The sequence below is a fragment of the Sphingobacterium sp. Lzh-3 genome (assembly GCF_046764375.1).
In the GTDB taxonomy this organism is placed as follows: Bacteria; Bacteroidota; Bacteroidia; order Sphingobacteriales; family Sphingobacteriaceae; genus Sphingobacterium.
Genome location: NZ_CP177226.1, coordinates 4,176,071 through 4,196,679, shown reverse-complemented (window position 1 = coordinate 4,196,679; position 20,609 = coordinate 4,176,071). Strand labels below are relative to the sequence as shown.

The following is a 20,609-nucleotide window of genomic DNA, read 5'->3' as shown; positions in this document are numbered from 1 at the left end:
CGAGATGCTCTACCTCGTCGTCGCATGTTGTTATGTTTGCAGCATTAAATAGGGTTATTCTGGTCTGGGGAGCTGTTAAGTGCACGAGTTGTTTTATTAAGTTTTTACGATTATTATTTAGCGGTTATAGGGATATTCCTGTACCCAATGAAACTTGCGCTGTATTAATTCGAAGGCTTGCATGTCCTGTTTAATAAGTTTAATATGCGCTGTATGGTCATCAAAGGTTTTTGTCAGAAGAATATTTCCGTCAGGGTTGATCTGATAATCAAATTGATAATTGTTAAGGGTAATTTTCTTCCCGGCTGCATCGATAACAACGCTCTCCCTTTGAGGGGTATAGTCTGTGTTGCGTATTAAGACCTTGTTGTTATCAATTTCGAAAACAATAAGTCGCCAATCTTCGGGGATTGATTTGCGTTCTGTTCCCGCTTGTTCAATTCGGTAGATTCCATATAGTGGTGACTTCGTTAGGTACTCAGCTATCATTTTTTTTGTGCTTAATATGCCCATGCCCTGTTGCACCATAAAGAGAAGTAGCACGGCCAATTTGGCGATAAACAAACTTTTTCTTTTCCAGCTATTGTTGAATAGGGGTTGTTGGATAGGGAGTAACTGTACAGGTTTTCCTGAAATAAAAATTGTGAACAATGCTTTTAGGTAGGGAAGCAGTAGAAATATGGAAAGTAGCAGGAGTGCTGTGGAGACCATTTTAACGGGGACGTCATAAAAATAGTTGACGGCCATAATATTGATACTGGTCGCAATGGTAATAAGCGCACCAACAATCATGGTCTTTCTGAAGAGCAATAAGCCTGAAAGTACTTCCACGAGACCAATGAGTAGATTGTAGCCTTGAGAATAACCGATATAAGTCCAGGCTAGCCCCATGGGTGAATATTCACCTAATGGCTGCAGGAGCTGTGTCAGTCTTGGTGGTTGCATTTGCATATAGAAGACTTTGTACAGTCCATAGTTAATAAGCATAAAAGCAACATAATAGCGTATTGCTGTGGTTAACCAATAGAAAAGGATTGTGTAGCTGGCTCTTCTTCGATCCAAGATGGACCATAAAGCTGCCCCGACTACTGCCAGCAGGAATAGGATCAATAGAGATACCCAGGCATAGGAGGTATCACCACTTCCGTTGATGAAGATGCTGTGGTCATAGGAGTAGCCCAATATATTTTCTGCAAACCAGGGAGTCAACTTTTGCATAAAATGGGTAAGGGGGATGCTGATATATCCATAAAACGGATAAGCGCCGTTATTGAAAATGAAAATAAACGACAAAACAAAAATAAATGAAAATCGAAAGGCCAATCTTTTAGATACGGACCATGTTTCCGGATTGTTTTCAGTAATAATATGCATAATTAAAGTTTACAGTATTTAAGTTAATATTTTTTGGTAAAATAGGCCGTATGTTTATTGAAATAAATAATCGATTAAATAGTAAATAATCATTACGATGTATTTGAACAGAAGTTTTTATCTTGCTCTTAAAAAATAAGAATCATGGACAAGATCAAAGAATATTTTGAATCGCTCGTTGTCATGAATGATACAGACTGGGAAGTATTTTCCGCTAAGCTTGTTAAAATGGAGTTTCCAAAAAAATCACTGATTTTGGAAATCGGAAAAACTGAACAGTATTTATCTTTTATTGAAAAAGGAATTGTACGTTTCAATATCCCAAAACTGGACTATGATTTTACTTTTGGATTTGCTTTCGAGAATTCTTTTGTGAGTGGCTACGATTCCTTTTTGACGCAACAACCCTCATCGTATCATCTCGAGGCAATAACAGATTGTGTTTTATGGCGGATATCGTACGAGGATCTCCATGCGGTATATCAAACAACAACGGTTGGTAACCTAATTGGTCGGAAAGCGGTTGAGGACATTTTTCTAAAAAAAATGAAACGGGAACTGACGCTGCTGGAAGATTCGGCAAAAACCAGGTATATCAATTTGATGCGTGAGCAACCCGAATTGATTCGCAACATTCCCTTAAAATATCTGGCTTCTTATATTGGTATTAGACCGCAATCGTTAAGCCGGATCAGGAAAGAAATTTAGTAACAAATGTTCATTGATAACAAAAGGAAGGGCACCTATTTTTGTTATAAAAAAGATGAAACCATTTTTTGTTTTAATTGTCGTTTGTATTATTTCCAATCTCATCTTATTGCTGTTGAAGGGGGAGATGGATATTCTTTTAGCGGGTAAAATTGGATTGGCGGTGATGCTGTTGTTCACTGCATTGGGACACCTACTTTATACCAAAGGAATGATGTTGATGCTGCCCGATTTTGTTCCATTTAAAAAAGAAATGATCTATGGAACCGGTTTAATGGAATTCATGGCTGCAATTGGACTATTTGTTCCGCAGGTGAGTCGCATAACGGGAATCCTTTTAATTGTCTTCTTTCTACTGGTATTACCTACAAATATTCGGGCAAACTTAAGACGTATCAATTACGAGACGGCTACTTTTGATGGTGCCGGTCCCAACTATTTGTGGTTTCGTATTCCGTTTCAGATCTTGTTGATTGCCTGGACCTATTATTTTGTGGTACGTTAAAGTAGTTTTCTTAACCAAAGCATAGCAATAAATTAACATAGTGTTGTTTAGTTTTATTTAACATTTTTTTATTTTTGCTAAACTTTTAGATTGAATAGAATGAAAGAAGCCATCAAGATGGTCGTATTTGATATGGCGGGTACGACAGTGAACGAAAATAATATTGTTTATAAGACGCTTAGAAATGCAATAAATACGGTAGGGGGATACGAACTGACATTAACAGAGGTATTGGCCCATGCTGCAGGTAAGGAGAAGCTACAGGCGATTAAGACTGTGCTCAAAAATAGTTTGGATGTTGATGACGATGAATTGGCTCAACGGATGTTTGCTTTGTTTTTGAAAGACCTGGAACACGCTTATGAAGTCGAGGAAATTTACCCTAATTCGAATGCGGAAGAACTTTTTGCGATCTTGAAAGAGCGGGGTATCTTGCGTGCGCTCAATACGGGCTATGATCGTAAGACAGCCGAGTCACTTTTGGAGAAGCTTAATTGGAAAGTTGGCAAAGAAATAGATGCATTAATTACTGCTTCTGATGTGCCTCGAAACAGACCTTATCCAGATATGATTCATCTGGCCATGCAAAAATTTGAAATTACGGATCCTGGTTTCGTCGTTAAAATTGGTGATTCTATTATTGATATACAGGAGGGGCAACAAGCGGGTTGCGCTTTGAGTATTGGCATAACAACAGGTGCACATGATGCGGCTCAACTCAGATCGGCAAATCCCGATTATGTGATTGATGATCTACTGGAAATTGTTGAAATACTTGAAAAGAAGAATATATCCAATACAGTCGTCTAGTCTTTCGCGCTGTTTAATAAAAAAGGGGGTATTTCCTACAAGAAATACCCCCTTTTGATTGTGATATGATCCACATGTTATTGCATTTGTATGCCTTCCATTGAATTCTGGTTTTTGTTTTTCTTAAACATATTCATATCCATTTTTCCAAAACGGTAGGAAAGATTCAATTTGATCAACTGTGGATTCGACAGTCGATAATAGGTTTGAGAGAATCCTTCACCCGATGAAACAATGGTATTGCCACGTGTTCTGAAAATATCGTTGATGGCCAATGTTGCAGAGGCAGCCTGATTTTTCAAGAAGCTTTTCTTGATGGCAAAGTCGATACCATAGAATGGTTTGATATAGCCTTGTGAAGAGCTTTGCGCCTGGTTCATTGGTGGACCGAATGTTTGACCCTGTGTCACTGGCATATTTGTTTTGCCTTGATATTCAAACGCTAGCTGTAGATTCCAGTTTTTCTGTAGGTTGAATGTATTGTTCAATTTTCCAAATACTGTCCACATACCTTCCGAAGGCGTTTTCTCATCCACCTCAATTTTGGAATTATAGAAGTTAAGGTCTGCAGTCAGATCCCACCATTTTTTGAGATTATTGGTATAAGTAAATTCTGCCCCATAATTCTTGCTGGAATTTGCATTGATATAGGTATTAATGAAATCCATTTTGTTCGTTACCGGATTGAGTTCCTGTGTCAGGTAACGTGTAATTAGATTGTTTGTGCGTTTATAGTATACCGTTGCCAAAAATGTGCCTTTTCCATGTGTACGGCTGTAGGAAAGTTCGCCGGATGTCGTGAATTCGGGTACAAGGTCAGGGTTACCACGTGTAATATTTAAGCTATCCGTGTAGTCAACAAATGGGATGAGCTGAAAGAAGTTCGGCCGGTTGACACGACGGGTTACGCTCATTTGTATTTGGTCTTTTTCGGTTAGCTTTTTGCTCAAGAACAACGAAGGAAATAAGCTCAGGGGATACTTGTTGTGGAACTTTTCGTTTGTATTCAAAAGTTCACCGTCGTACGTTGAGCTTTCTGCGCGTAGTCCAACTTTATAGGATACCCAGTCTTTGAGGTTTCCTCCAAGTGAGGCATAGGCTGCATAGACGCTGTTTTTGTTGTTATAGTTGGCTGAAGCTGCGGTGATATTCTCAAAATCATCTTCACCTACTGCTTTTAAGGAATTATTGTTGAGATTTTTGAGTTTATTGATCTGTGCACGCACACCAGTTTCGAGTTTCATGCCATTTTTGAATGGTTTGACATAATCTGCCTGCACAGTCATGAACTTATTATCACCGGAACCGATGTTTTTTTGAATCTGAGTTCCGCTGATTTCGCTGCTTGCATTGCGGTAATTGGTGGTATATAAACCATTGGATGTATTGCTGCCGCCAAAATAATTGAAATCGACAGACAGTTCCTCGCCTTCAGTTTTGAATTTTTGGACGAGACCGGCTTGCAATCCGCGTGGTTTAAAGCTTCTTTCTGACTCGGAAATCCGATCGCTGAGTGATCTGTTGTTGCCAGAGTTGGTTAAGATTGACGAGTTCTCATTCGGCTTAAATTTACCCTGAACCAACACGCCGGCTACAGATAGTGTTGTTTTGGGACTTAAGTCGTAATCTACGCCGAGCCGACCAAAGGTAATCATACCTTTTGTTTTGCCTTCGATATCTTGATCTACTGTTGATTCTACGCCATTAATTGTACTGGTACGATGGCTGTCGCCCTCGGTGTTGGTGCGCATGCGCATATTCATTCCCGTTAGTGAGATATTGAATTTATTTTGACGCAGATTTAAACTACCCATAAAGTTGGTTCCACCAAAGCGGTCCCCACCCAAGGTGACCATACCATTGTAGCCAGCTTTCTTATTTTTCTTCAGAATAATGTTGAGGATACCGGCCATACTTCCGGAAGCGTCGTATTTGGCAGATGGATTTGTGATAATTTCGATTTTATCGATCACATCGGCCGGGATCTGGTCGGGGGTGAGTGTGGTAGGTTTTCCATCGACAAAAATTGTAGGGGCTGCGTTTCTCAGTTTTACGTTTCCGTCGATATCTACTTGTACAGAAGGCATATTGCGGAGCACATCGATCGCTGTACCGCCAGCTGCAACGATATTTTTCTCTACGTTAAAGACTTTTTTGTCGATGTCCATTTCGAGTAGTGCCTTGCGGCCAGTCACGGTAACTTCATCGAGTTTACGGTTGTCATCGTCCAATTTGATCGCACCTAGATCTTTGTTTGTTGTTTTGCTATCGCTATAGTCTACAGCAAGATCTATCGGCGCATAGCCTACAGAACTAATTTTTAGTTTCCATTTTTCTTTTGGTGAAATGGCTGCGAAATTGAACTTTCCATTTTCTGAAGAGCTGGTACTTTTTACGAGAATTTCCCTTTCTTTCCCTGTAGCTTGATCCTTGATAACCTTCAATAAATTCACGGAAGCTTGTGAGATAGGTTTCCCGTTGCTGTCCACAATTTGGCCCGAGAGCTGACCTTCGGACATGGCGAAAGCAGGACGACCACCTGCAGGGGCTTGAGCGTGTACGGAAGCAACCGCAGTTGCCATTAGTGCTATTGCTATAAATCTTTTCATTTTTTCTTTGCTATTCTACCGGCTACGCGGATTAGGCTGTTCGATAGTACACAAATTTGAAAAGGATTTTTTAGCTATGCAATCATCTGTAGACCGAAGCGGCCAATGTGTAGACGAACGGATAATTGCATCGATTCAATTTGTGGCGGTAGCATTAGATAAACTGTTCGATATTTTTAATATATTTTTTACCGATAGGAAGGGCGGTTTCAGGTAGGGTGAGTTTGCTTTGAGCGACCTGCTCAATACGATTTTTATTGACAATAAAAGAATTATGTATGCGTAGGAAGTCTGTTGTAGGTAATATTTTTTCCATTCCACGGAGGTTGCTGCGCGTAAGAAGGGGCGATTCACGCTCCACCAGGTATATTTTTACATAGTCTTTCAAACCTTCGATGTAGCTGATTTCATGGAGAAAAATTTTCGTCTTTTTATATTCTACATTAACGATAATATGATCCTGTTCGGGGAGCTGTTTTGCACGGAGCAGCATACCTTCTTCTACCTTTCGGACAGCCGCTGCGAGTCGTTCTTTTGAAATCGGCTTAAGCAGATAATCAATGGCATTTAGCTCGAAACCTTCAACAGCATATTGATGATAGGCCGTGGTGAAGATAACCAAGGGGCGGGGAGCTAGTTCGCGAATAAACTGCGTACCCAACTGATCGGGCATTTCAATATCCAGAAAAATCAGATCGATAGCGTGATTTTTTAAATATTCTTCCGCTTCGGCGGTCGCATTAAATTTATGGACGACTTCGATTTGCTTAAAATTCAACAAGTCGTCTTCTAAAATATTGAGCGCGAAGGGTTCATCATCTATGAGTATACATTTAATCTTCATCGGTCATCAGTTTGAGGGTGACTTCGAAATCTCCAGCATCGGTTTTTCTGATCCTGAGTTCATGTCGATTGGGATACAATAATTGTAATCGTCTGCGTACATTGGTCAGTCCTATACCTTCGTTTGGACGCGGTTCTGTATGTTGTAAGATTCTATTGCGGGATATAAAGATAATGCCACCCGGAGTTTCCTGAAATTGAAACTGTATCTGTGGTGCAGTTTTGCTATCTACGCCATATTTGAATGCATTCTCAACAAAATGTATGAAGAGTAATGGGGGGATCATTCTGTTTTTGACCTTGTCTTCGATATCAAGTGTTACATTTCCTTGGATAGGAAGACGAAGGGTCTGTAAGGCGATAAAATTGCGCATATGGTCAATCTCTTTATAAAGTTCGACTTTGGGGCCGTCTACTTCGTAAAGTATATAGCGTAGCATTTCGGATAACTTAACAATCGTGTCTTCGGAATCCGGTGATTGTTTACGAATGAGCCAACGGATATTATTAAGTGTATTGAATAGGAAATGTGGGCTGATCTGTAGCTTTAACATCGTTAGTTCTGCCGTTGTTTTTTCAAGCGCAATCTGTTTGTTGAGTTCCTTTTGTCGCGCTTGCTCATCGTAGAGGAAGATCATTGAAGAGGTGATCATACAAAGGGAGTAAATAATGCCTGGGCCGATGACCAACCGTACAAAAAGAATATTTTCCTTCGTCAGATGAGCAAGCTCTCCAGCTGGATTAAAGTAGACTATGCAGTAGTTCAGCGCTACGTAGGTGGCAAACCCAAGTGCCATTAATAGCACAAAGATCTTTCTGCGGCCAAAAAAATAGGTGGGGGCTACAACGTAGCAATGCAAGTAAAAATGAGTAGCCAGAAATATAATATTTAGCAAATGCGATAATGCTGAATAAGCTTTGAAATCAGCGATCTTATCCGGCTGATAGAGATACGTTATAAAGGGTAACAGCAGTAATATGGTCCAGATGACAATATGTAAATAGAATTTTCTGAAGAATCTGCCAATCATGTTATGTCTAATTAATCCCTTTGCTTTTGGATAAGACCAAACTTAGATAAATTGCTTTTTATATGCAATATAAATACGTTTCTATGCAAAAACAATTATGCATCGAAGCCTGTTTTCCTAAGGTTATCATGATCTGTTGTTAATCGATGTGGTGTTAAAAACATGATCTGTTATTAATCGATGTAGTGTTAAAACGTGACCTGTTGTTAATCGGTACGGCGTTAGAAACATGATCTGCGGTTAAATGTATAATTTTAAAAAGAGGTTTGCGAAAGAAGACGAAAGCGGAAAATACGCTGGACTGTTGGAAATAGTTTTGTATTTTGCAGGTATAAACTTTGTAACGTGACATTCAATCCAAACCGATATCAGCATATGCCCTACAGACGCTGTGGGAAGAGTGGTATTCTCTTGCCAGCCATCTCATTGGGGCTTTGGCAAAATTTTGGTGAAACCGATATCCAAGCAGTATTCCGGAAAACTTTGCTGACCGCCTTCGATCGTGGGATCACCCATTTTGATCTTGCCAATAATTATGGTCCTCCTCCGGGAAGTGCAGAAGAGAACTTTGGACAGATACTGCGCACCGATTTTGCGGGCTATCGCGATGAACTTTTAATTTCCACGAAAGCGGGGTATACCATGTGGCCGGGGCCGTATGGTGATTGGGGAAGCCGTAAATATTTGATGGCCAGTCTACATCAGAGCTTAAAACGGATGAGTCTCGATTATGTGGATATATTTTACCATCATCGACCGGATCCGAATACACCGTTGGAGGAGACGATGGCAGCATTGCGAGATATTGTTCATCAAGGAAAGGCCTGCTATGTAGGCTTGTCCAATTATCCTCCTGATCTTGCTCAGAAAGCTGCTGCGATATTGCGTGCAATGGGGACACCATGCCTTATTCATCAGCCTAAATATTCAATGCTGGTGCGGACACCTGAGGCGGGACTTTTGGATGTGCTGCAGGCAGAAGGAATCGGAGCGATCGCTTTCTCTCCTTTGGCACAGGGACTGTTGACCAACAAATATCTCGGCGGCATTCCGGCGGATTCACGTGCTTCGAAAGAACATTTTTTGAAAAGTGAAATGATCACTGCTGAATTGATGGAGAAGATCGACCGGTTGAATAATCTTGCGGTACAAAGAGGGCAAACATTGGCGCAAATGGCAATTGCATGGTTGTTAAAAGATGAACGCGTGAGCTCGGTTTTAGTAGGGGCGAGAAATAGTGAACAGCTCGTTGATTCGCTCAAGGCCCTGGATAGGTTGGATTTTACGACGGATGAATTGACGCTTATAGATACTATTCTGAAGCAGAATTAATCACCTAATTGATCGTATCATGTTTGCCTTTGAAGCACAATTGGAAATTATCGGTATCAATCCTTTTGTTTTTGTTCCTACGGATATTCTGGATAACCTATTTAAGGATGCGGGAATAAACAAAGGATATATTCCTGTGAAAGGAAAAGTGAATGAAAAGGATTATGTTCAGACATTGTTGCGGTATAAGGGTGAGTGGAGGCTGTACATTAACACGGTTATATTGTCGGATTCGCCGAAACGAATCGGTGAGACCTTAGCCATAACAATTGCTTTTGATCCGGAAGACCGCACTATTTTGCCTCACCCCGAACTCGAAGCAGCATTTGCACTAAATAAGGAAGCTCTGCAGGTATTTGACGGATTGTCTCCATCAAAGCAAAAGGAAATCATCCGTTATATTTCTTCCTTAAAAACTGCGGATAGTAGAAGAAAAAATATTGAAAAAGCAATTGGTTTTCTTTTGGGTAAAAACCGATTTGTGGGGCGTGAAAAGTCCTAAGAAATCAGACCAGTACTTCGATGTGTGTACTGTAATTCTCGCCAGATATGGGGATTATTGGTCAGAATTTTAGCAATAATTTAAATATACTTATGGATAATCCTAAAATTGTATGGGGTATCATCGGCTGTGGTGATGTTACAGAAAAAAAAAGTGGACCAGCGTTTAATCGCATAAATAATAGTAAGCTCATGGCTGTAATGCGAAGAGATGCGGCGAAAGCTGCTGATTATGCTAGTCGACATCAAGTACCCTTGTGGTATTCAGACGCTGACGATTTGCTCGATAATATCGATCTCAATGCGATTTATGTAGCAACGCCACCCTCATCTCATCTCGCGTATGCACTATCTGCCTTGCGTAGGGGGAAATCTGTTTATGTTGAAAAGCCCGTTACGTTAAATGCGATAGAAGCAGAAATATTGTTGCAGGAAGTAAAAGAAAGAGACGGGAAGTTGGTAGTTGCCCATTATAGGCGGCAATTGCCTTTGTTTCTGAAGGTTAAGGAGCTTGTTGGAAATGGTGAAATTGGTGAGTTAAGGACGGTGCAATTGCGTTTATGGCAGAGTAGAATGCCTGACCTAGTGACCAAAGGTGGCGGAGATTGGCGTACTGATCCTGCTGTTTCGGGAGGCGGTTATTTCTTTGATTTAGCCCCACATCAATTGGATTTGATGCTCTATTTTTTTGGAATGCCGGTTTCATACGATGGTTTTAGCTTGATTCAGGATAAAGAAAGTGCTGTAGCTGATCTGACCACAGGAACGATTTTGTTTGAAAATCAGCTTGTCTTCAATGGAAGTTGGTGTTTTAATGTTGCCAAAGAAAACCAGGTAGATAAGGTTGAAATTGTAGGAAGCCTTGGGCATATTACTTTTTCTATTTTTGGAAATTCAGTTGTTGTCAAAACAAGAGATGGAGAGAAGGAATTTATATTTGATCATCCTGAAAATATTCAATTGCCGATGATTTCGCGTACAGTAGATTATTTTAGCGGCATCGGGCCCAATCCATCTCCGATTGAGGAAGCCTTGGTTCTGATGAAGATTATCGATAACTTTTCGACAATAAGGCCATAATATTTTACCGTTGCTAGCAACTTTAGTTCTTTAGCAATGAGGCCGGTATAATGGAAAGCCTATTTGGAAGACCGGTATGATACCATGTACGATCTGTTGGGGCTACCAGCAGTGTTTTATTTTGCGCATTACCTTGCAATGCTGCGAGTGACAGTACACTTATAAGGAGTACTGTCAACTGATTAAATTTGTTCATCGCTGAATGTTAAATTTTCGCTAAAGCAAGATTGATGAATGATAGTTCTTCGGCGGTAAGCATGATATCGATGGCTTGAGCATTTGCTATGGCCTGCTCTGCATTTCGGGCACCTGCCAAAACCACAGTGATCGCCGGCTGTAGACTGGTCCAGCGTAATACCAATTGAGAAAGTGTTACACCTTTGTTAGTGGCAATTGGACTGATGGTATCCAAGAAGGTCTTTACCTTGGCCAGATCAAATTGTTGGAAATAACCATTGCGGTGGTCGTTTTCTTTTAATTTACCTGTGTTAAAATACTTACCGGTTAATAAACCGCGTTCCATAGGGCTATATACAATGATACCTAGATCATTTTGCTTTGCATAAGGAACAAGGTCTTGTTCGATACCTCGGTTTAGCATACTGTAACCAACTTGATTACTCGCAATGTTGAGGTTCTTCCGTGCTTCTGAAACTTGATCGACACTATAATTGCTGACGCCGGCGGCACGGATTTTACCTTGTTGTAAAAGAAGATCCAAGGCTTCCATCGTTTCCGAAATCGGGGTCGTGCTATCTGGCCAGTGAATCTGAAGTAGATCGATGTAGTCCGTACGTAAGCGTTTTAGGCTATTCTCCACTTCATGAATTACACTGGTTTTTGACGAGTATTTATAAACTGGAATAGTTTTACCAGCTTCTTCTGCATCAAAGAAAAATTCACCTTTCCCTTGGTTACTACCGTCCCATACCAAACCAAATTTAGTTAAGAGCTGTATTTTGGTCCGATCGTATCCCTGTATTGCCGCACCGATCATTTCTTCACTTAAACCAAATCCATAAAAAGGGGCTGTATCCAACGTAGTGACACCATTGTCTATCGATGCTTTTACAGCATCAATAGAATCTTTCTTTTCATTTCCGCCCCACATGTTGCCGCCAATAGCGAAAGCCCCATAAGTAATTGCTGATAATTCTAAATCTGTTTTTCCTAATTTTCTGTATTCCATATTTTTAATTTTTTATGTTTCCTGTTAAAACTATTTATTACGCTAATGCACCTTTTTTACCAAATAAATCTTTTCGAAATGGCGCTTATTATTATTTGAATGATTGATAGCACAAAGTTATAACCCTTATTTTTATTATTAAAATAATTTAAATTAGGTTATTCTATTATTTTTATAATATGTTAATAGGTGTTTTTTAAGGAAAGAACGACGGTATTGCTGTTAAGTTTTTCTTGTGCAATCCTGCTCAAACTAGTAAATTTATATAAGGCAGTTGGTCTTGTGAGCAATCACATTTTTATTGGGGTAGCTGTTCGGTAAAAGAATAACAATGCAAAAAGTAGAACAATTTAAACCTGACGTGATTATTATTGGAGCTGGCTTGGCAGGACTTACGACAGCAATGGAAATTACCGATGCTGGTAAGAAAGTGCTTCTTGTGGATCAGGAAACGGAAGAAAATCTAGGGGGACAGGCCTATTGGTCCTTCGGGGGGCTTTTTCTTATCAATTCGCCGCAACAACGTCGCATGGGTATCAAGGATTCTTATGAACTAGCCCGACAGGATTGGATGGGGACTGCTGGATTTGACCGTGAGGAGGATTATTGGCCACGACAATGGGCTGAGGCCTACTTGAAATTTGCAACAGAAGAAAAGTCTGCCTACATCGCTAAGCTTGGTATAAAGTTGATGTTTATGGTCGGTTGGGCGGAGCGCGGTGATGGTTCTGCCTCGGGGCATGGTAATTCTGTGCCTAGATTTCATGTCAGTTGGGGGACCGGAACCGGAGTTGTGAAACCTTTTGTGGATAAGGCCTATGCTGCGCAGGAAAAAGGTCTTCTGCAGTTTCGCTTTCGCCATCGCGTTACTGCGTTACTAACGCAGGATGGCACGGTCATTGGAATTGCGGGCGATGTTTTGGAACATGATAACAAAGCTAGGGGTGTTGCAACCAACAGAACTATTCTTAAAGCGTTTGCATATTATGCAGATCAGGTCGTAATTGCTTCTGGAGGGATCGGCGCAAATCATCAATTGGTACGCGAAAATTGGCCTGAACGATTAGGGAAAGCGCCGGCACAGATGATTTCAGGTGTACCCGCCTATGTCGATGGAAAAATGATCGGAATTGCGGAAGAGGTTGGGGCTCATATGATCAACCGCGATCGCATGTGGCATTATACGGAAGGGATTGAAAATTGGAATCCAATATGGCCTAACCACGGCATCCGTATCTTGCCTGGGCCCTCTTCACTGTGGTTTGATGCCCGCGGTAACAGACTTCCCGCGCCTTATTTGCCTGGATTTGATACCTTAGGTACACTCAAACACCTGCAAGAGACAGGCTTTTCTTATTCCTGGTTTATCCTGACACAGAAGATTATCAAAAAAGAGTTTGCCCTTTCGGGTTCAGAACAGAATCCAGATATTACCAACAAGGATTATAGGTTATTCTTGAAACGCATTTTCGGGAAAAATGCTCCCGGGCCCGTTGAGGCTTTTAAGGAAAAAGGAGCTGATTTTATTGTTTCGGACAATCTAAAAGATTTGGTCGATCGTATGAATCGTTTGACCGGGGAGGATCTATTGGACTATGAAGCAATTAAATCGCAAATTGAAGCGCGTGACCGGGAAGTAGATAATAAGTTCTCAAAGGACACGCAAGTGAATTATATCCGGAATACACGGAATTACCGTGGTGATAAATTAGGCCGAGTGGCAGCCCTTCATAAAATCCTGGCGCAGGAAAATGGACCACTCATTGCGGTACGTCTCCATATATTGACGCGTAAAACCTTGGGTGGTCTTAAAACGAATCTCCAGGCGCAAGTGCTAACAAAGGATGATGAGGTGATAGCGGGTTTGTATGCCGTGGGTGAGGTGGCTGGATTTGGTGGTGGCGGGATGCACGGCTATCGGGCACTGGAAGGCACGTTTTTGGGAGGATGTATTTTCTCCGGCATGAAAGCCGGAAAACACATTGCGAGTTTGCAAAAGGCACCATCTGCCTAAGAAATGTGATGAAACTTAATTCTTTTCTGAATGTTAAAATAGAGGTTCCATAGGCAATCAATGCGATGTTTGCCTATGGAACAAGGAACTATTAAGCTTTTTTTCTGATAGAGCGCATCGTTTGGAGAAGAACAGAAACGAGTACAAGAGCGAGTCCAACATAGAAGGAAGCATTGACTTGTTTGCCTTCGTTGAAGAATAAAAAAGCAATGATAATCGAATAGATGGGCTCGAGATTGAAACTCAAATTGACCGTAAATGCAGATAACTTCTTGAGCGATTCAGCAAAAAGAACATAGAGGCCAACCGTACACAATAAAGCTAGCAAGATTAAATAGACCCCATCAGAAAAGCTCGGTATAAAACGTTCGGTAGGAAATAGATAATAGAAAATGGGCAGCCCAAATCCCAATACAATGGTGCCACTAAGCATCTGATAAAAATTGAGCAATTTACTATCATATTGTTTGACTAATCGCTCGTTGTAAATGGTATATAGAGCCGCAAAAATAGTTGAAATTACACCCAAAATAATCCCAAGTTGATAAGAGCTATCAAAATGAAAGATTAAACTGATTCCGATCAATGTCAGCATACTTAACATGAGCTGTGCTGCGCTAAATCTTTTCTTGTTGATGATTGGCTCCAATACAGCGGTAAAGAAACTGGTCAGACAATAGCAAACAACGCCAATGGAAATGTTGGAGAACTTGATGCTACCATAAAAAAATATCCAGTGGATGGTGATTAATACGCCGACTTTCGCAATTTTAAACACATCTTTAGTGGATTTTAAACGCTCAATTTTGAATAATTTGACAACGAGGAATAAGATGATTGTTGAAAGTAAGACCCGAAACCAGACGAGTGGTATTTGATTGAGGGTAATGAGCTTGCCGAAAACACCGGTGAAGCCTGCGAGCAGTACTGCGGTATGAAGTACTAAATATGATTTTTTCATAAGAGAAATGTCTTTCCCATAAAGGGAAATTTAAAAGCTAAATAAATAGTTAATCCTTATATCATCCGAATTTGCTCCTGATCGGAAGCCATTATTCGTTTGACATCGCGCTATATTATTTTGCTGGAGGAGAAAGACAAGTTCTTCGGCCCATGGTTTTATGATTGTTTTTAACAAATATAGAAATTATCTACAGCATTCAAAGTGTTATAATTCAGCTATTTTGTTTGGATTAATATTTTTCATCCTAAAGACTAAATGTTATATTAGTAATCTCGCTAGGGGGGATCCCAAGATAATCGTCTTCCTAGTAATGAATACACAATATCAATATAAACCAAACTAAACAATGAAGAGAAAAGAATTTATCCGAAATACGAGCCTATTGGCTGCATCAGCACTTTTTGCACAGACGAAGGTATTCGGTTTTCAAGCTGATACGGTTCGTGTAGGGCTGATCGGTACAAACGGTATGGGCTGGTCTAATCTGAATGCCATCTTGAAAGTACCAGGTGTGCAGTGTACGGCATTATGTGATGTCGATGAAAATGTTTTGGGGAATCGAGCTGAGGAATTAAAGAAACGCAATATCAATGTGAAGACTTATATCGATTATAAAGATCTTCTGAAAGCAAATGACGTTGATGTTGTTATTGTCGCTACACCTGATCATTGGCATTGTATGCAAATGGTTGATGCTGTTGCGGCCGGAAAAGATGTATATGTCGAAAAACCGATTGGAAACTCCATTCGGGAATGCGAAATTATGGTTGCAGCTGCTAAAAAGCATAAACGTGTTGTACAGGTAGGGCAATGGCAACGAAGCCAACAACATTTCAGAGATGCCATGGATTTTGTTCATAGCGGAAAATTGGGGAAAATACGTCTTGTTAAGGCTTGGGCTTATCAAGGTTGGATGAAGAGTATCCCGGTTCAGGCAGACGCTCCAGTTCCTGCGGGAGTACATTATGATAAATGGTTGGGGCCAGCACCAAAACGTGCATTTAATCCCAATCGTTTTCACTTCAATTTTAGATGGTATTGGGATTATGCAGGTGGCTTGATGACCGATTGGGGGGTACATATGTTGGATTATGCGCTGATCGGAATGAAAGTATCAGATCCTGTTTCGGTTATGGCTGCTGGCGGTAAATTTGCTTATCCTGACGATGCCGCTGAAACACCAGATAGTTTAACAACGGTATACGAGTTTGATGGATTTAATGTTCAATGGGAGCAGGCAACAGGTATAGATTTGGGTCCTTACCAGAAGACTCACGGAGTTGCTTTCATTGGCAATAATGGTACCTTGGTGGTCAATCGTGAGGGTTGGGAAGTTATCCCGGAGAAAGGGCGAATGGATGCTGTGTCTTTTCAACGTTCACAGGACAATGGATTGGACAAGCATATGGTTAATTTTGTTGAAGCAGTTAGAAAGAAATCCGTGGAAGGTTTACATGCTCCGATAGAAGCTGGGGCACATATCGCGATATTCTCACAAATGGGAAATATTGCTTATCGGGCCAAAAAGAAATTGTTCTGGGACAAACAAAAGCGCAGTTTCAATGATAAGGAAGCAGACCAGTACCTGGCGAAAGTTTATCATAATGGTTATAACCTGCCCAAAGTCTAAGATGTTAAAAATAGCTGTTAAAAAGATATTGTTTTGTCTAGCACTGTCGGGGGTGGTTGTGAACCAGGTTTCAGCGCAACAGATGGAGCATATGTGGAATGGTGAAGGGGGAAATAAACCGATCGCCCAAAATAGAGGGAAACTGTTCCGTGAAGGCAAATATGCGATGTTTATCCATTGGGGAATCTATTCGCAGCTGGCAAATACCTGGCAGGGAAAAACGTTTTATGGCATAGGGGAGTGGCTCATGAACAAGAGCATGGCCAATATCCCTGTTGCGGACTATATGGCTGCTGCGGGTTCTTTCCGTCCAGATCATTTTGATGCTAAAGCTATTGTGCAGCTTGCAAAAGATGCGGGAATGCGTTACATCGTGATTACAAGTAAACATCACGATGGATTTTCAATGTTTCATTCTAAGGTGAATTCTTTTAATATTGTTGAGGCTACTGATTTTAAGCGTGATCCAATGATTGAGCTCGCAAAAGCCTGTAAAGAGGGGGGAATTGGTTTTGGGTTCTATTATTCGCAAAATCAGGATTGGACTTATCCTGGCGGAAATGGAGGCCCCAAGGTGAATGCAGCTGGTCAGCCGAAAACATTTGATGATTATTTTTGGGAAAAATGTTATCCTGAGGTGAATCAGATTACAACGGAGTATGGACCGATAGAATTGGTCTGGTTCGATACTCCAGGTGGGATGGATAAGAAATATGCACAAAAACTTGTCGAATTGGTTCATAAAAATCAACCCGGAGCATTTGTGTCGGGGCGAGTGGGGCACGGGCTTGGTGATTATTCTACTTTAGGAGATATGGAAGTGCCGCGGCAGAATGTTCCGGGTCTTTGGGAAGCAGTAGATGTAACCAACGATTCTTGGGGTTATGCTTGGTACGACAATAATTGGAAGAGTGCTCGTGAGATCTTGTCACGTACATTGTCGACTATTGGTCGGGGAGGGACCTATATGTTAAATGTTGGGCCTAAACCTGACGGGACTATTCCAGAGCCAGCGAGCTTAGCGTTGCGCGGTGCGGGTGCCTGGATCCGAAAATATCCAGAGACCGTTTATGGCGCACAGGCGTCACCTTGGGGGCATGCCTTACCCTGGGGAGATGCTACTGTACAGGGACATAAAATTTCATTGTTGGTCTATCATTGGCCGACCAATGGAAAGTTGTTTGTTCCGGGCTTAACAAAAGGGATAAAGTCGATTAGCCTTTTAACTTCCAACGGCAAAAAGTCCTTGAATTACACGTTCGATGGAAAATGGTTAAAAATCAATACGCCAGGTGTAGCTCCCGACCCATTGGTTTCTGTCATTGAGGTAGTTATGCAGGGAATACCCGTTATTGATAACATGTTGGGAGTTGATCCGGCCATGGAGACAATTGTGCCTGTTGATTTTGCTGAAGTTGAAGGATGTAATAAAACTGGAAAGTCCTGGATGGAAAAATTCGGTGAATGGAAGCATGTGGTTCAAGTAGGGCAATGGACTGATGAAAGTAAACTAACGTATGCTATAGACATTGTTAAGCCAGGCTATTATCAAATTGATCTCAATTATACGGGGCAGGGGAGAGTGGTGTGGAAGATCGAAAACTCGGCTGGGGAGATCGTGCAGAATCAGCAAGCGGCCTCTTCCGTGTATAATTGGTACCCTTGGGGATGGATGAAATTTAAGGCTCCGGGGCGCTACAAAATTACTGTTTCTTTAGTGGAAGGGGATGGTGATAAACTCAGTCTTACTGCACTTCGATTTAAATCTGTAGAATAGAGCTCAAAAGTCTATTCTACAGATTCTTCAATAATCACCTTTCTGTGCTCTCGGCCCCAGTTAATCATTTCTTGGATGATATTACCAAATGTCCGGCAATAGGCAGTCGGATGATATTCAACCAGTACCGGGCTATCTGGATAGACCTTTCTGTTAACAAGCTTGTTGAGTTCCATATCTTTCAATTCTTTGGACAGCATACGCGTCGTGATACCGGGGATACTTCGTTCAATTTCTCGAAACCGTTTATTACCGTTGCATAGTGAATTGATAATGGGAATACGCCATTTTCCGCCTATAAAATACAGGGTGTCCTGTAATGCTCTTAGTTCTTCTACTTGATTTCTTTCCATGGTAATTTTGGTATACTCTATTATACTGGTATCAAATGTATATCAAATACCCGATATATTTGTCAAAAAAATAGAACAATGGAAAATTTACAAAACAAAGTCGTCTTAGTTACGGGAGGGAATAGTGGAATTGGTTTCGCAACAGCAAAGGAGTTTAGTGAAAATGGAGCACAAGTTATTATTACAGGCAGAAGAAAACAAGCTATTGATCAAGCTGCTGAGCGGATAGGAGCAACAGCCTACGTGGCGGATCAGGCTATACTGCAAGATATTGAAAAACTTGCTCAGGAAATAAAAGATCGGTTTGGATATATCGATGTCCTATTTATAAACGCCGGTATTACAGGTGAAGGAGGTTTTATTGCTGAAGCATCAGAAGCGAATTTTGACGCAGTAATGGATATCAATTTAAAAGGCTCATATTTTACATTGAGCAGATTTATCCCACTACTTCGCGATGGTGCGTCTGTCGTTATTCTTTCTTCTAATGTAGCTACCTTAAATATGCCAGCGAGTTCGATTTACCAAGCGAGTAAAGCGGCCGTTAATTCCTTTGCCAAAACAGCAGCAATGGAGCTAGCAAACCGTAAAATTCGTGTAAACACGGTGAGCCCGGGTCCGACCAGGACAGATGTGCTTAACAAGAATTATGACCAGCTGACTGTCGAAAATATTTGGAATAAGTTGGCTGCTGAATCTCCACTCAAAAAGATAGGTACAGCGGAAGACGTCGCTAAAATGGTTGTTTATCTGAGTGGTGAACATGCATCTTACATCACTGGCGCTGATTTTGTTTTGGACGGTGGAATGGGTATCAATCATTCTTAAACACCTGCACAGCATACTAAGAGATCTCTAGGTGAAGAACTTATCCTTCGTAGATATTGAATTATTATCATACGAAGGATAATCAATCGTTCAGATTCTTTGTCTGATCTCGCTTATTATATTGAGGCGGATTGCATGCTGATTTTACGACATTAAATAGTTTCAGCTATTCTTGCAGCAGCGTCTGTATTTTTTCAATAGAATCCTCATTCTCCAAAAACTCAATATAAGGTAACAATGGTTCAATATCCTTTTTGTCCATTGTTTCTATGTCATCAAATAAAGCATTTACAAAATCAGTGCAAAAAGATTTGCCAAAGCTGTAAGTGTTTATTCTCGCTAGATCTTCACAATTGATTTCGGTAGCATTCAGATTAAATACAAGCTCAGGGATTTCGTAGTCGCCTTCTGCCGGATAGCCGATGTACCTAAACATGCTTTCTTTCCATACGCGAAATAGGATTTGATGTGAGACATGTTTCCCAAAGTATTCGAACACCTTGGAAAGTATATCGTAAGCGGTTTCTTTCTCAAAAACACCAGTAATGCTTTTGTCGATCAATTCGGCATAGGAAATGAAAATTGAACTATCAAAATGAACATCAAAATTAGCGGTCAGCATGGCCACAATATGTTCTCTGGGCTGGATTCTTAAAAGTTGTCTTGCTGTTAATGAGGTTAAGTTATGCTTTTGTTCTCGACCGTGGCTGTCGGGGAGGAGTACGGTGTGTTCTTTGTCGAGGAGGGAGATAACGAATTTCCAATCTTCGGGCCTTTTGAGAATCCTGCAGTTCTGGGCGAGATAACCGCTCCTTTTAGGGTCGGGTTTCTTATCGCCAACAATAACTTCTCCAGGTTGAATAATATGTTCTGGAGGAACTTTAAACCTGCGTATATGCACAAAGAGTTCTTCTCCGGAAGGTAACGCAAGAGTACCAAATCCTTTGTTATTGTCGAACCATTTGACTGCGCCGATAAACATGGCTGGGGTTGAGTTTTGTTTCAATAGTATAAAGGTAATGAATAAATGCCTTTATTAGGTATTGAAAATGAAATATTTG

The 20,609-nt window shown here is 40.9% G+C and carries 19 protein-coding genes; 10 read left to right on the top strand and 9 right to left on the bottom strand.

Annotated elements, in window-relative coordinates; genetic code table 11:
* Positions 1 to 117: 117 nt before the first annotated feature.
* Entirely contained in the window at positions 118 to 1,374 is a 1,257-nt protein-coding gene (locus tag ACLCDV_RS17895; RefSeq protein WP_411971811.1) for a hypothetical protein, read from the bottom strand.
* Positions 1,375 to 1,518: 144 nt separating this feature from the next.
* On the opposite strand from ACLCDV_RS17895, the gene ACLCDV_RS17890 reads away from it, so the two are divergent.
* The 3 genes from ACLCDV_RS17890 to ACLCDV_RS17880 all read left to right on the top strand — a co-directional run bounded on the left by ACLCDV_RS17890 (position 1,519) and on the right by ACLCDV_RS17880 (position 3,397).
* Complete coding sequence (locus ACLCDV_RS17890; protein WP_333574651.1) at positions 1,519 to 2,082, top strand: Crp/Fnr family transcriptional regulator; 564 nt, start codon at positions 1,519 to 1,521, stop codon at positions 2,080 to 2,082.
* A 55-nt stretch (positions 2,083 to 2,137) separates the two neighbouring features.
* Positions 2,138 to 2,587, top strand: coding sequence for a hypothetical protein (locus tag ACLCDV_RS17885; RefSeq protein ID WP_411971810.1), 450 nt, complete (start codon positions 2,138 to 2,140; stop codon positions 2,585 to 2,587).
* 99 nt (positions 2,588 to 2,686) lie between these two features.
* Complete coding sequence (locus tag ACLCDV_RS17880; RefSeq protein WP_411971809.1) at positions 2,687 to 3,397, top strand: HAD family hydrolase; 711 nt, start codon at positions 2,687 to 2,689, stop codon at positions 3,395 to 3,397.
* Between the two features lie 77 nt (positions 3,398 to 3,474).
* On the opposite strand, the gene ACLCDV_RS17875 is transcribed toward ACLCDV_RS17880, so the two are convergent.
* From ACLCDV_RS17875 to ACLCDV_RS17865, 3 genes are all read right to left on the bottom strand, one after another.
* Positions 3,475 to 6,006 (bottom strand): TonB-dependent receptor domain-containing protein, encoded by a 2,532-nt coding sequence (locus ACLCDV_RS17875; RefSeq protein ID WP_411971808.1) that lies wholly within the window; start codon positions 6,004 to 6,006, stop codon positions 3,475 to 3,477.
* 154 nt (positions 6,007 to 6,160) lie between these two features.
* Complete coding sequence (locus ACLCDV_RS17870; RefSeq protein WP_411971807.1) at positions 6,161 to 6,850, bottom strand: LytR/AlgR family response regulator transcription factor; 690 nt, start codon at positions 6,848 to 6,850, stop codon at positions 6,161 to 6,163.
* Positions 6,840 to 7,880: a sensor histidine kinase gene (locus ACLCDV_RS17865; RefSeq protein ID WP_317665270.1), complete on the bottom strand. Its 1,041-nt coding sequence runs from the start codon at positions 7,878 to 7,880 to the stop codon at positions 6,840 to 6,842. The genes ACLCDV_RS17870 and ACLCDV_RS17865 overlap by 11 nt, the downstream gene beginning before the upstream one ends.
* Before the next feature lie 345 nt (positions 7,881 to 8,225).
* Between ACLCDV_RS17865 and mgrA the strand changes: the two genes are divergently transcribed.
* From mgrA to ACLCDV_RS17850, 3 genes are all read left to right on the top strand, one after another.
* Entirely contained in the window at positions 8,226 to 9,212 is a 987-nt protein-coding gene (gene mgrA / locus ACLCDV_RS17860; protein WP_336834334.1) for an L-glyceraldehyde 3-phosphate reductase, read from the top strand.
* A 19-nt stretch (positions 9,213 to 9,231) separates the two neighbouring features.
* On the top strand, positions 9,232 to 9,714 hold the full coding sequence (locus ACLCDV_RS17855; protein ID WP_411971806.1) for a YdeI/OmpD-associated family protein: 483 nt from the start codon (positions 9,232 to 9,234) through the stop codon (positions 9,712 to 9,714).
* A 92-nt stretch (positions 9,715 to 9,806) separates the two neighbouring features.
* Complete coding sequence (locus ACLCDV_RS17850; RefSeq protein WP_411971805.1) at positions 9,807 to 10,793, top strand: Gfo/Idh/MocA family protein; 987 nt, start codon at positions 9,807 to 9,809, stop codon at positions 10,791 to 10,793.
* A gap of 22 nt (positions 10,794 to 10,815) precedes the next feature.
* Here ACLCDV_RS17850 and ACLCDV_RS17845 read toward each other — a convergent pair whose 3' ends face one another.
* Together ACLCDV_RS17845 and ACLCDV_RS17840 are read right to left on the bottom strand one after the other, a co-directional pair.
* Positions 10,816 to 10,989: a hypothetical protein gene (locus ACLCDV_RS17845; protein WP_411971804.1), complete on the bottom strand. Its 174-nt coding sequence runs from the start codon at positions 10,987 to 10,989 to the stop codon at positions 10,816 to 10,818.
* A 9-nt stretch (positions 10,990 to 10,998) separates the two neighbouring features.
* Positions 10,999 to 11,982, bottom strand: coding sequence for an aldo/keto reductase (locus ACLCDV_RS17840; RefSeq protein ID WP_317665278.1), 984 nt, complete (start codon positions 11,980 to 11,982; stop codon positions 10,999 to 11,001).
* Between the two features lie 331 nt (positions 11,983 to 12,313).
* Between ACLCDV_RS17840 and ACLCDV_RS17835 the strand changes: the two genes are divergently transcribed.
* Complete coding sequence (locus tag ACLCDV_RS17835) at positions 12,314 to 13,996, top strand: FAD-binding dehydrogenase (RefSeq protein WP_411971803.1); 1,683 nt, start codon at positions 12,314 to 12,316, stop codon at positions 13,994 to 13,996.
* A 91-nt stretch (positions 13,997 to 14,087) separates the two neighbouring features.
* Here the strand turns inward: ACLCDV_RS17835 and ACLCDV_RS17830 are convergent, their stop codons facing one another.
* The gene (locus ACLCDV_RS17830) at positions 14,088 to 14,957 is read right to left on the bottom strand and encodes a DMT family transporter (RefSeq protein ID WP_411971802.1); all 870 of its coding nucleotides are present in this window, start codon (positions 14,955 to 14,957) and stop codon (positions 14,088 to 14,090) included.
* Between the two features lie 349 nt (positions 14,958 to 15,306).
* Here ACLCDV_RS17830 and ACLCDV_RS17825 point away from each other — a divergent pair, with 349 nt between their 5' ends.
* Together ACLCDV_RS17825 and ACLCDV_RS17820 are read left to right on the top strand one after the other, a co-directional pair.
* Positions 15,307 to 16,590 (top strand): Gfo/Idh/MocA family protein, encoded by a 1,284-nt coding sequence (locus ACLCDV_RS17825; RefSeq protein WP_411971801.1) that lies wholly within the window; start codon positions 15,307 to 15,309, stop codon positions 16,588 to 16,590.
* 1 nt (position 16,591) lies between these two features.
* Positions 16,592 to 18,367: an alpha-L-fucosidase gene (locus ACLCDV_RS17820; protein WP_411971800.1), complete on the top strand. Its 1,776-nt coding sequence runs from the start codon at positions 16,592 to 16,594 to the stop codon at positions 18,365 to 18,367.
* 11 nt (positions 18,368 to 18,378) lie between these two features.
* Here the strand turns inward: ACLCDV_RS17820 and ACLCDV_RS17815 are convergent, their stop codons facing one another.
* Entirely contained in the window at positions 18,379 to 18,720 is a 342-nt protein-coding gene (locus ACLCDV_RS17815) for a helix-turn-helix domain-containing protein (protein ID WP_317665288.1), read from the bottom strand.
* 78 nt (positions 18,721 to 18,798) lie between these two features.
* Between ACLCDV_RS17815 and ACLCDV_RS17810 the strand changes: the two genes are divergently transcribed.
* On the top strand, positions 18,799 to 19,548 hold the full coding sequence (locus ACLCDV_RS17810; RefSeq protein ID WP_411971799.1) for an SDR family oxidoreductase: 750 nt from the start codon (positions 18,799 to 18,801) through the stop codon (positions 19,546 to 19,548).
* Positions 19,549 to 19,714: 166 nt separating this feature from the next.
* Here the strand turns inward: ACLCDV_RS17810 and ACLCDV_RS17805 are convergent, their stop codons facing one another.
* The gene (locus tag ACLCDV_RS17805; protein WP_411971798.1) at positions 19,715 to 20,554 is read right to left on the bottom strand and encodes a cold-shock protein; all 840 of its coding nucleotides are present in this window, start codon (positions 20,552 to 20,554) and stop codon (positions 19,715 to 19,717) included.
* Between the last annotated feature and the right edge of the window lie 55 nt (positions 20,555 to 20,609).

Excerpts from the sequence above, each read along its gene's own strand:
- ACLCDV_RS17835 (WP_411971803.1), top strand. The coding sequence starts at position 12,314 with ATGCAAAAAGTAGAACAATTTAAACCTGACGTGATTATTATTGGAGCT.
- ACLCDV_RS17810 (WP_411971799.1), top strand. The coding sequence starts at position 18,799 with ATGGAAAATTTACAAAACAAAGTCGTCTTAGTTACGGGAGGGAATAGT.
- ACLCDV_RS17865 (WP_317665270.1), bottom strand. The coding sequence starts at position 7,880 with ATGATTGGCAGATTCTTCAGAAAATTCTATTTACATATTGTCATCTGG.
- ACLCDV_RS17895 (WP_411971811.1), bottom strand. The coding sequence starts at position 1,374 with ATGCATATTATTACTGAAAACAATCCGGAAACATGGTCCGTATCTAAA.
- ACLCDV_RS17855 (WP_411971806.1), top strand. The coding sequence starts at position 9,232 with ATGTTTGCCTTTGAAGCACAATTGGAAATTATCGGTATCAATCCTTTT.
- ACLCDV_RS17850 (WP_411971805.1), top strand. The coding sequence starts at position 9,807 with ATGGATAATCCTAAAATTGTATGGGGTATCATCGGCTGTGGTGATGTT.
- ACLCDV_RS17875 (WP_411971808.1), bottom strand. The coding sequence starts at position 6,006 with ATGAAAAGATTTATAGCAATAGCACTAATGGCAACTGCGGTTGCTTCC.
- ACLCDV_RS17870 (WP_411971807.1), bottom strand. The coding sequence starts at position 6,850 with ATGAAGATTAAATGTATACTCATAGATGATGAACCCTTCGCGCTCAAT.
- ACLCDV_RS17825 (WP_411971801.1), top strand. The coding sequence starts at position 15,307 with ATGAAGAGAAAAGAATTTATCCGAAATACGAGCCTATTGGCTGCATCA.
- ACLCDV_RS17890 (WP_333574651.1), top strand. The coding sequence starts at position 1,519 with ATGGACAAGATCAAAGAATATTTTGAATCGCTCGTTGTCATGAATGAT.
- ACLCDV_RS17845 (WP_411971804.1), bottom strand. The coding sequence starts at position 10,989 with ATGAACAAATTTAATCAGTTGACAGTACTCCTTATAAGTGTACTGTCA.
- ACLCDV_RS17880 (WP_411971809.1), top strand. The coding sequence starts at position 2,687 with ATGAAAGAAGCCATCAAGATGGTCGTATTTGATATGGCGGGTACGACA.
- ACLCDV_RS17830 (WP_411971802.1), bottom strand. The coding sequence starts at position 14,957 with ATGAAAAAATCATATTTAGTACTTCATACCGCAGTACTGCTCGCAGGC.
- ACLCDV_RS17815 (WP_317665288.1), bottom strand. The coding sequence starts at position 18,720 with ATGGAAAGAAATCAAGTAGAAGAACTAAGAGCATTACAGGACACCCTG.
- ACLCDV_RS17840 (WP_317665278.1), bottom strand. The coding sequence starts at position 11,982 with ATGGAATACAGAAAATTAGGAAAAACAGATTTAGAATTATCAGCAATT.
- ACLCDV_RS17820 (WP_411971800.1), top strand. The coding sequence starts at position 16,592 with ATGTTAAAAATAGCTGTTAAAAAGATATTGTTTTGTCTAGCACTGTCG.
- ACLCDV_RS17885 (WP_411971810.1), top strand. The coding sequence starts at position 2,138 with ATGAAACCATTTTTTGTTTTAATTGTCGTTTGTATTATTTCCAATCTC.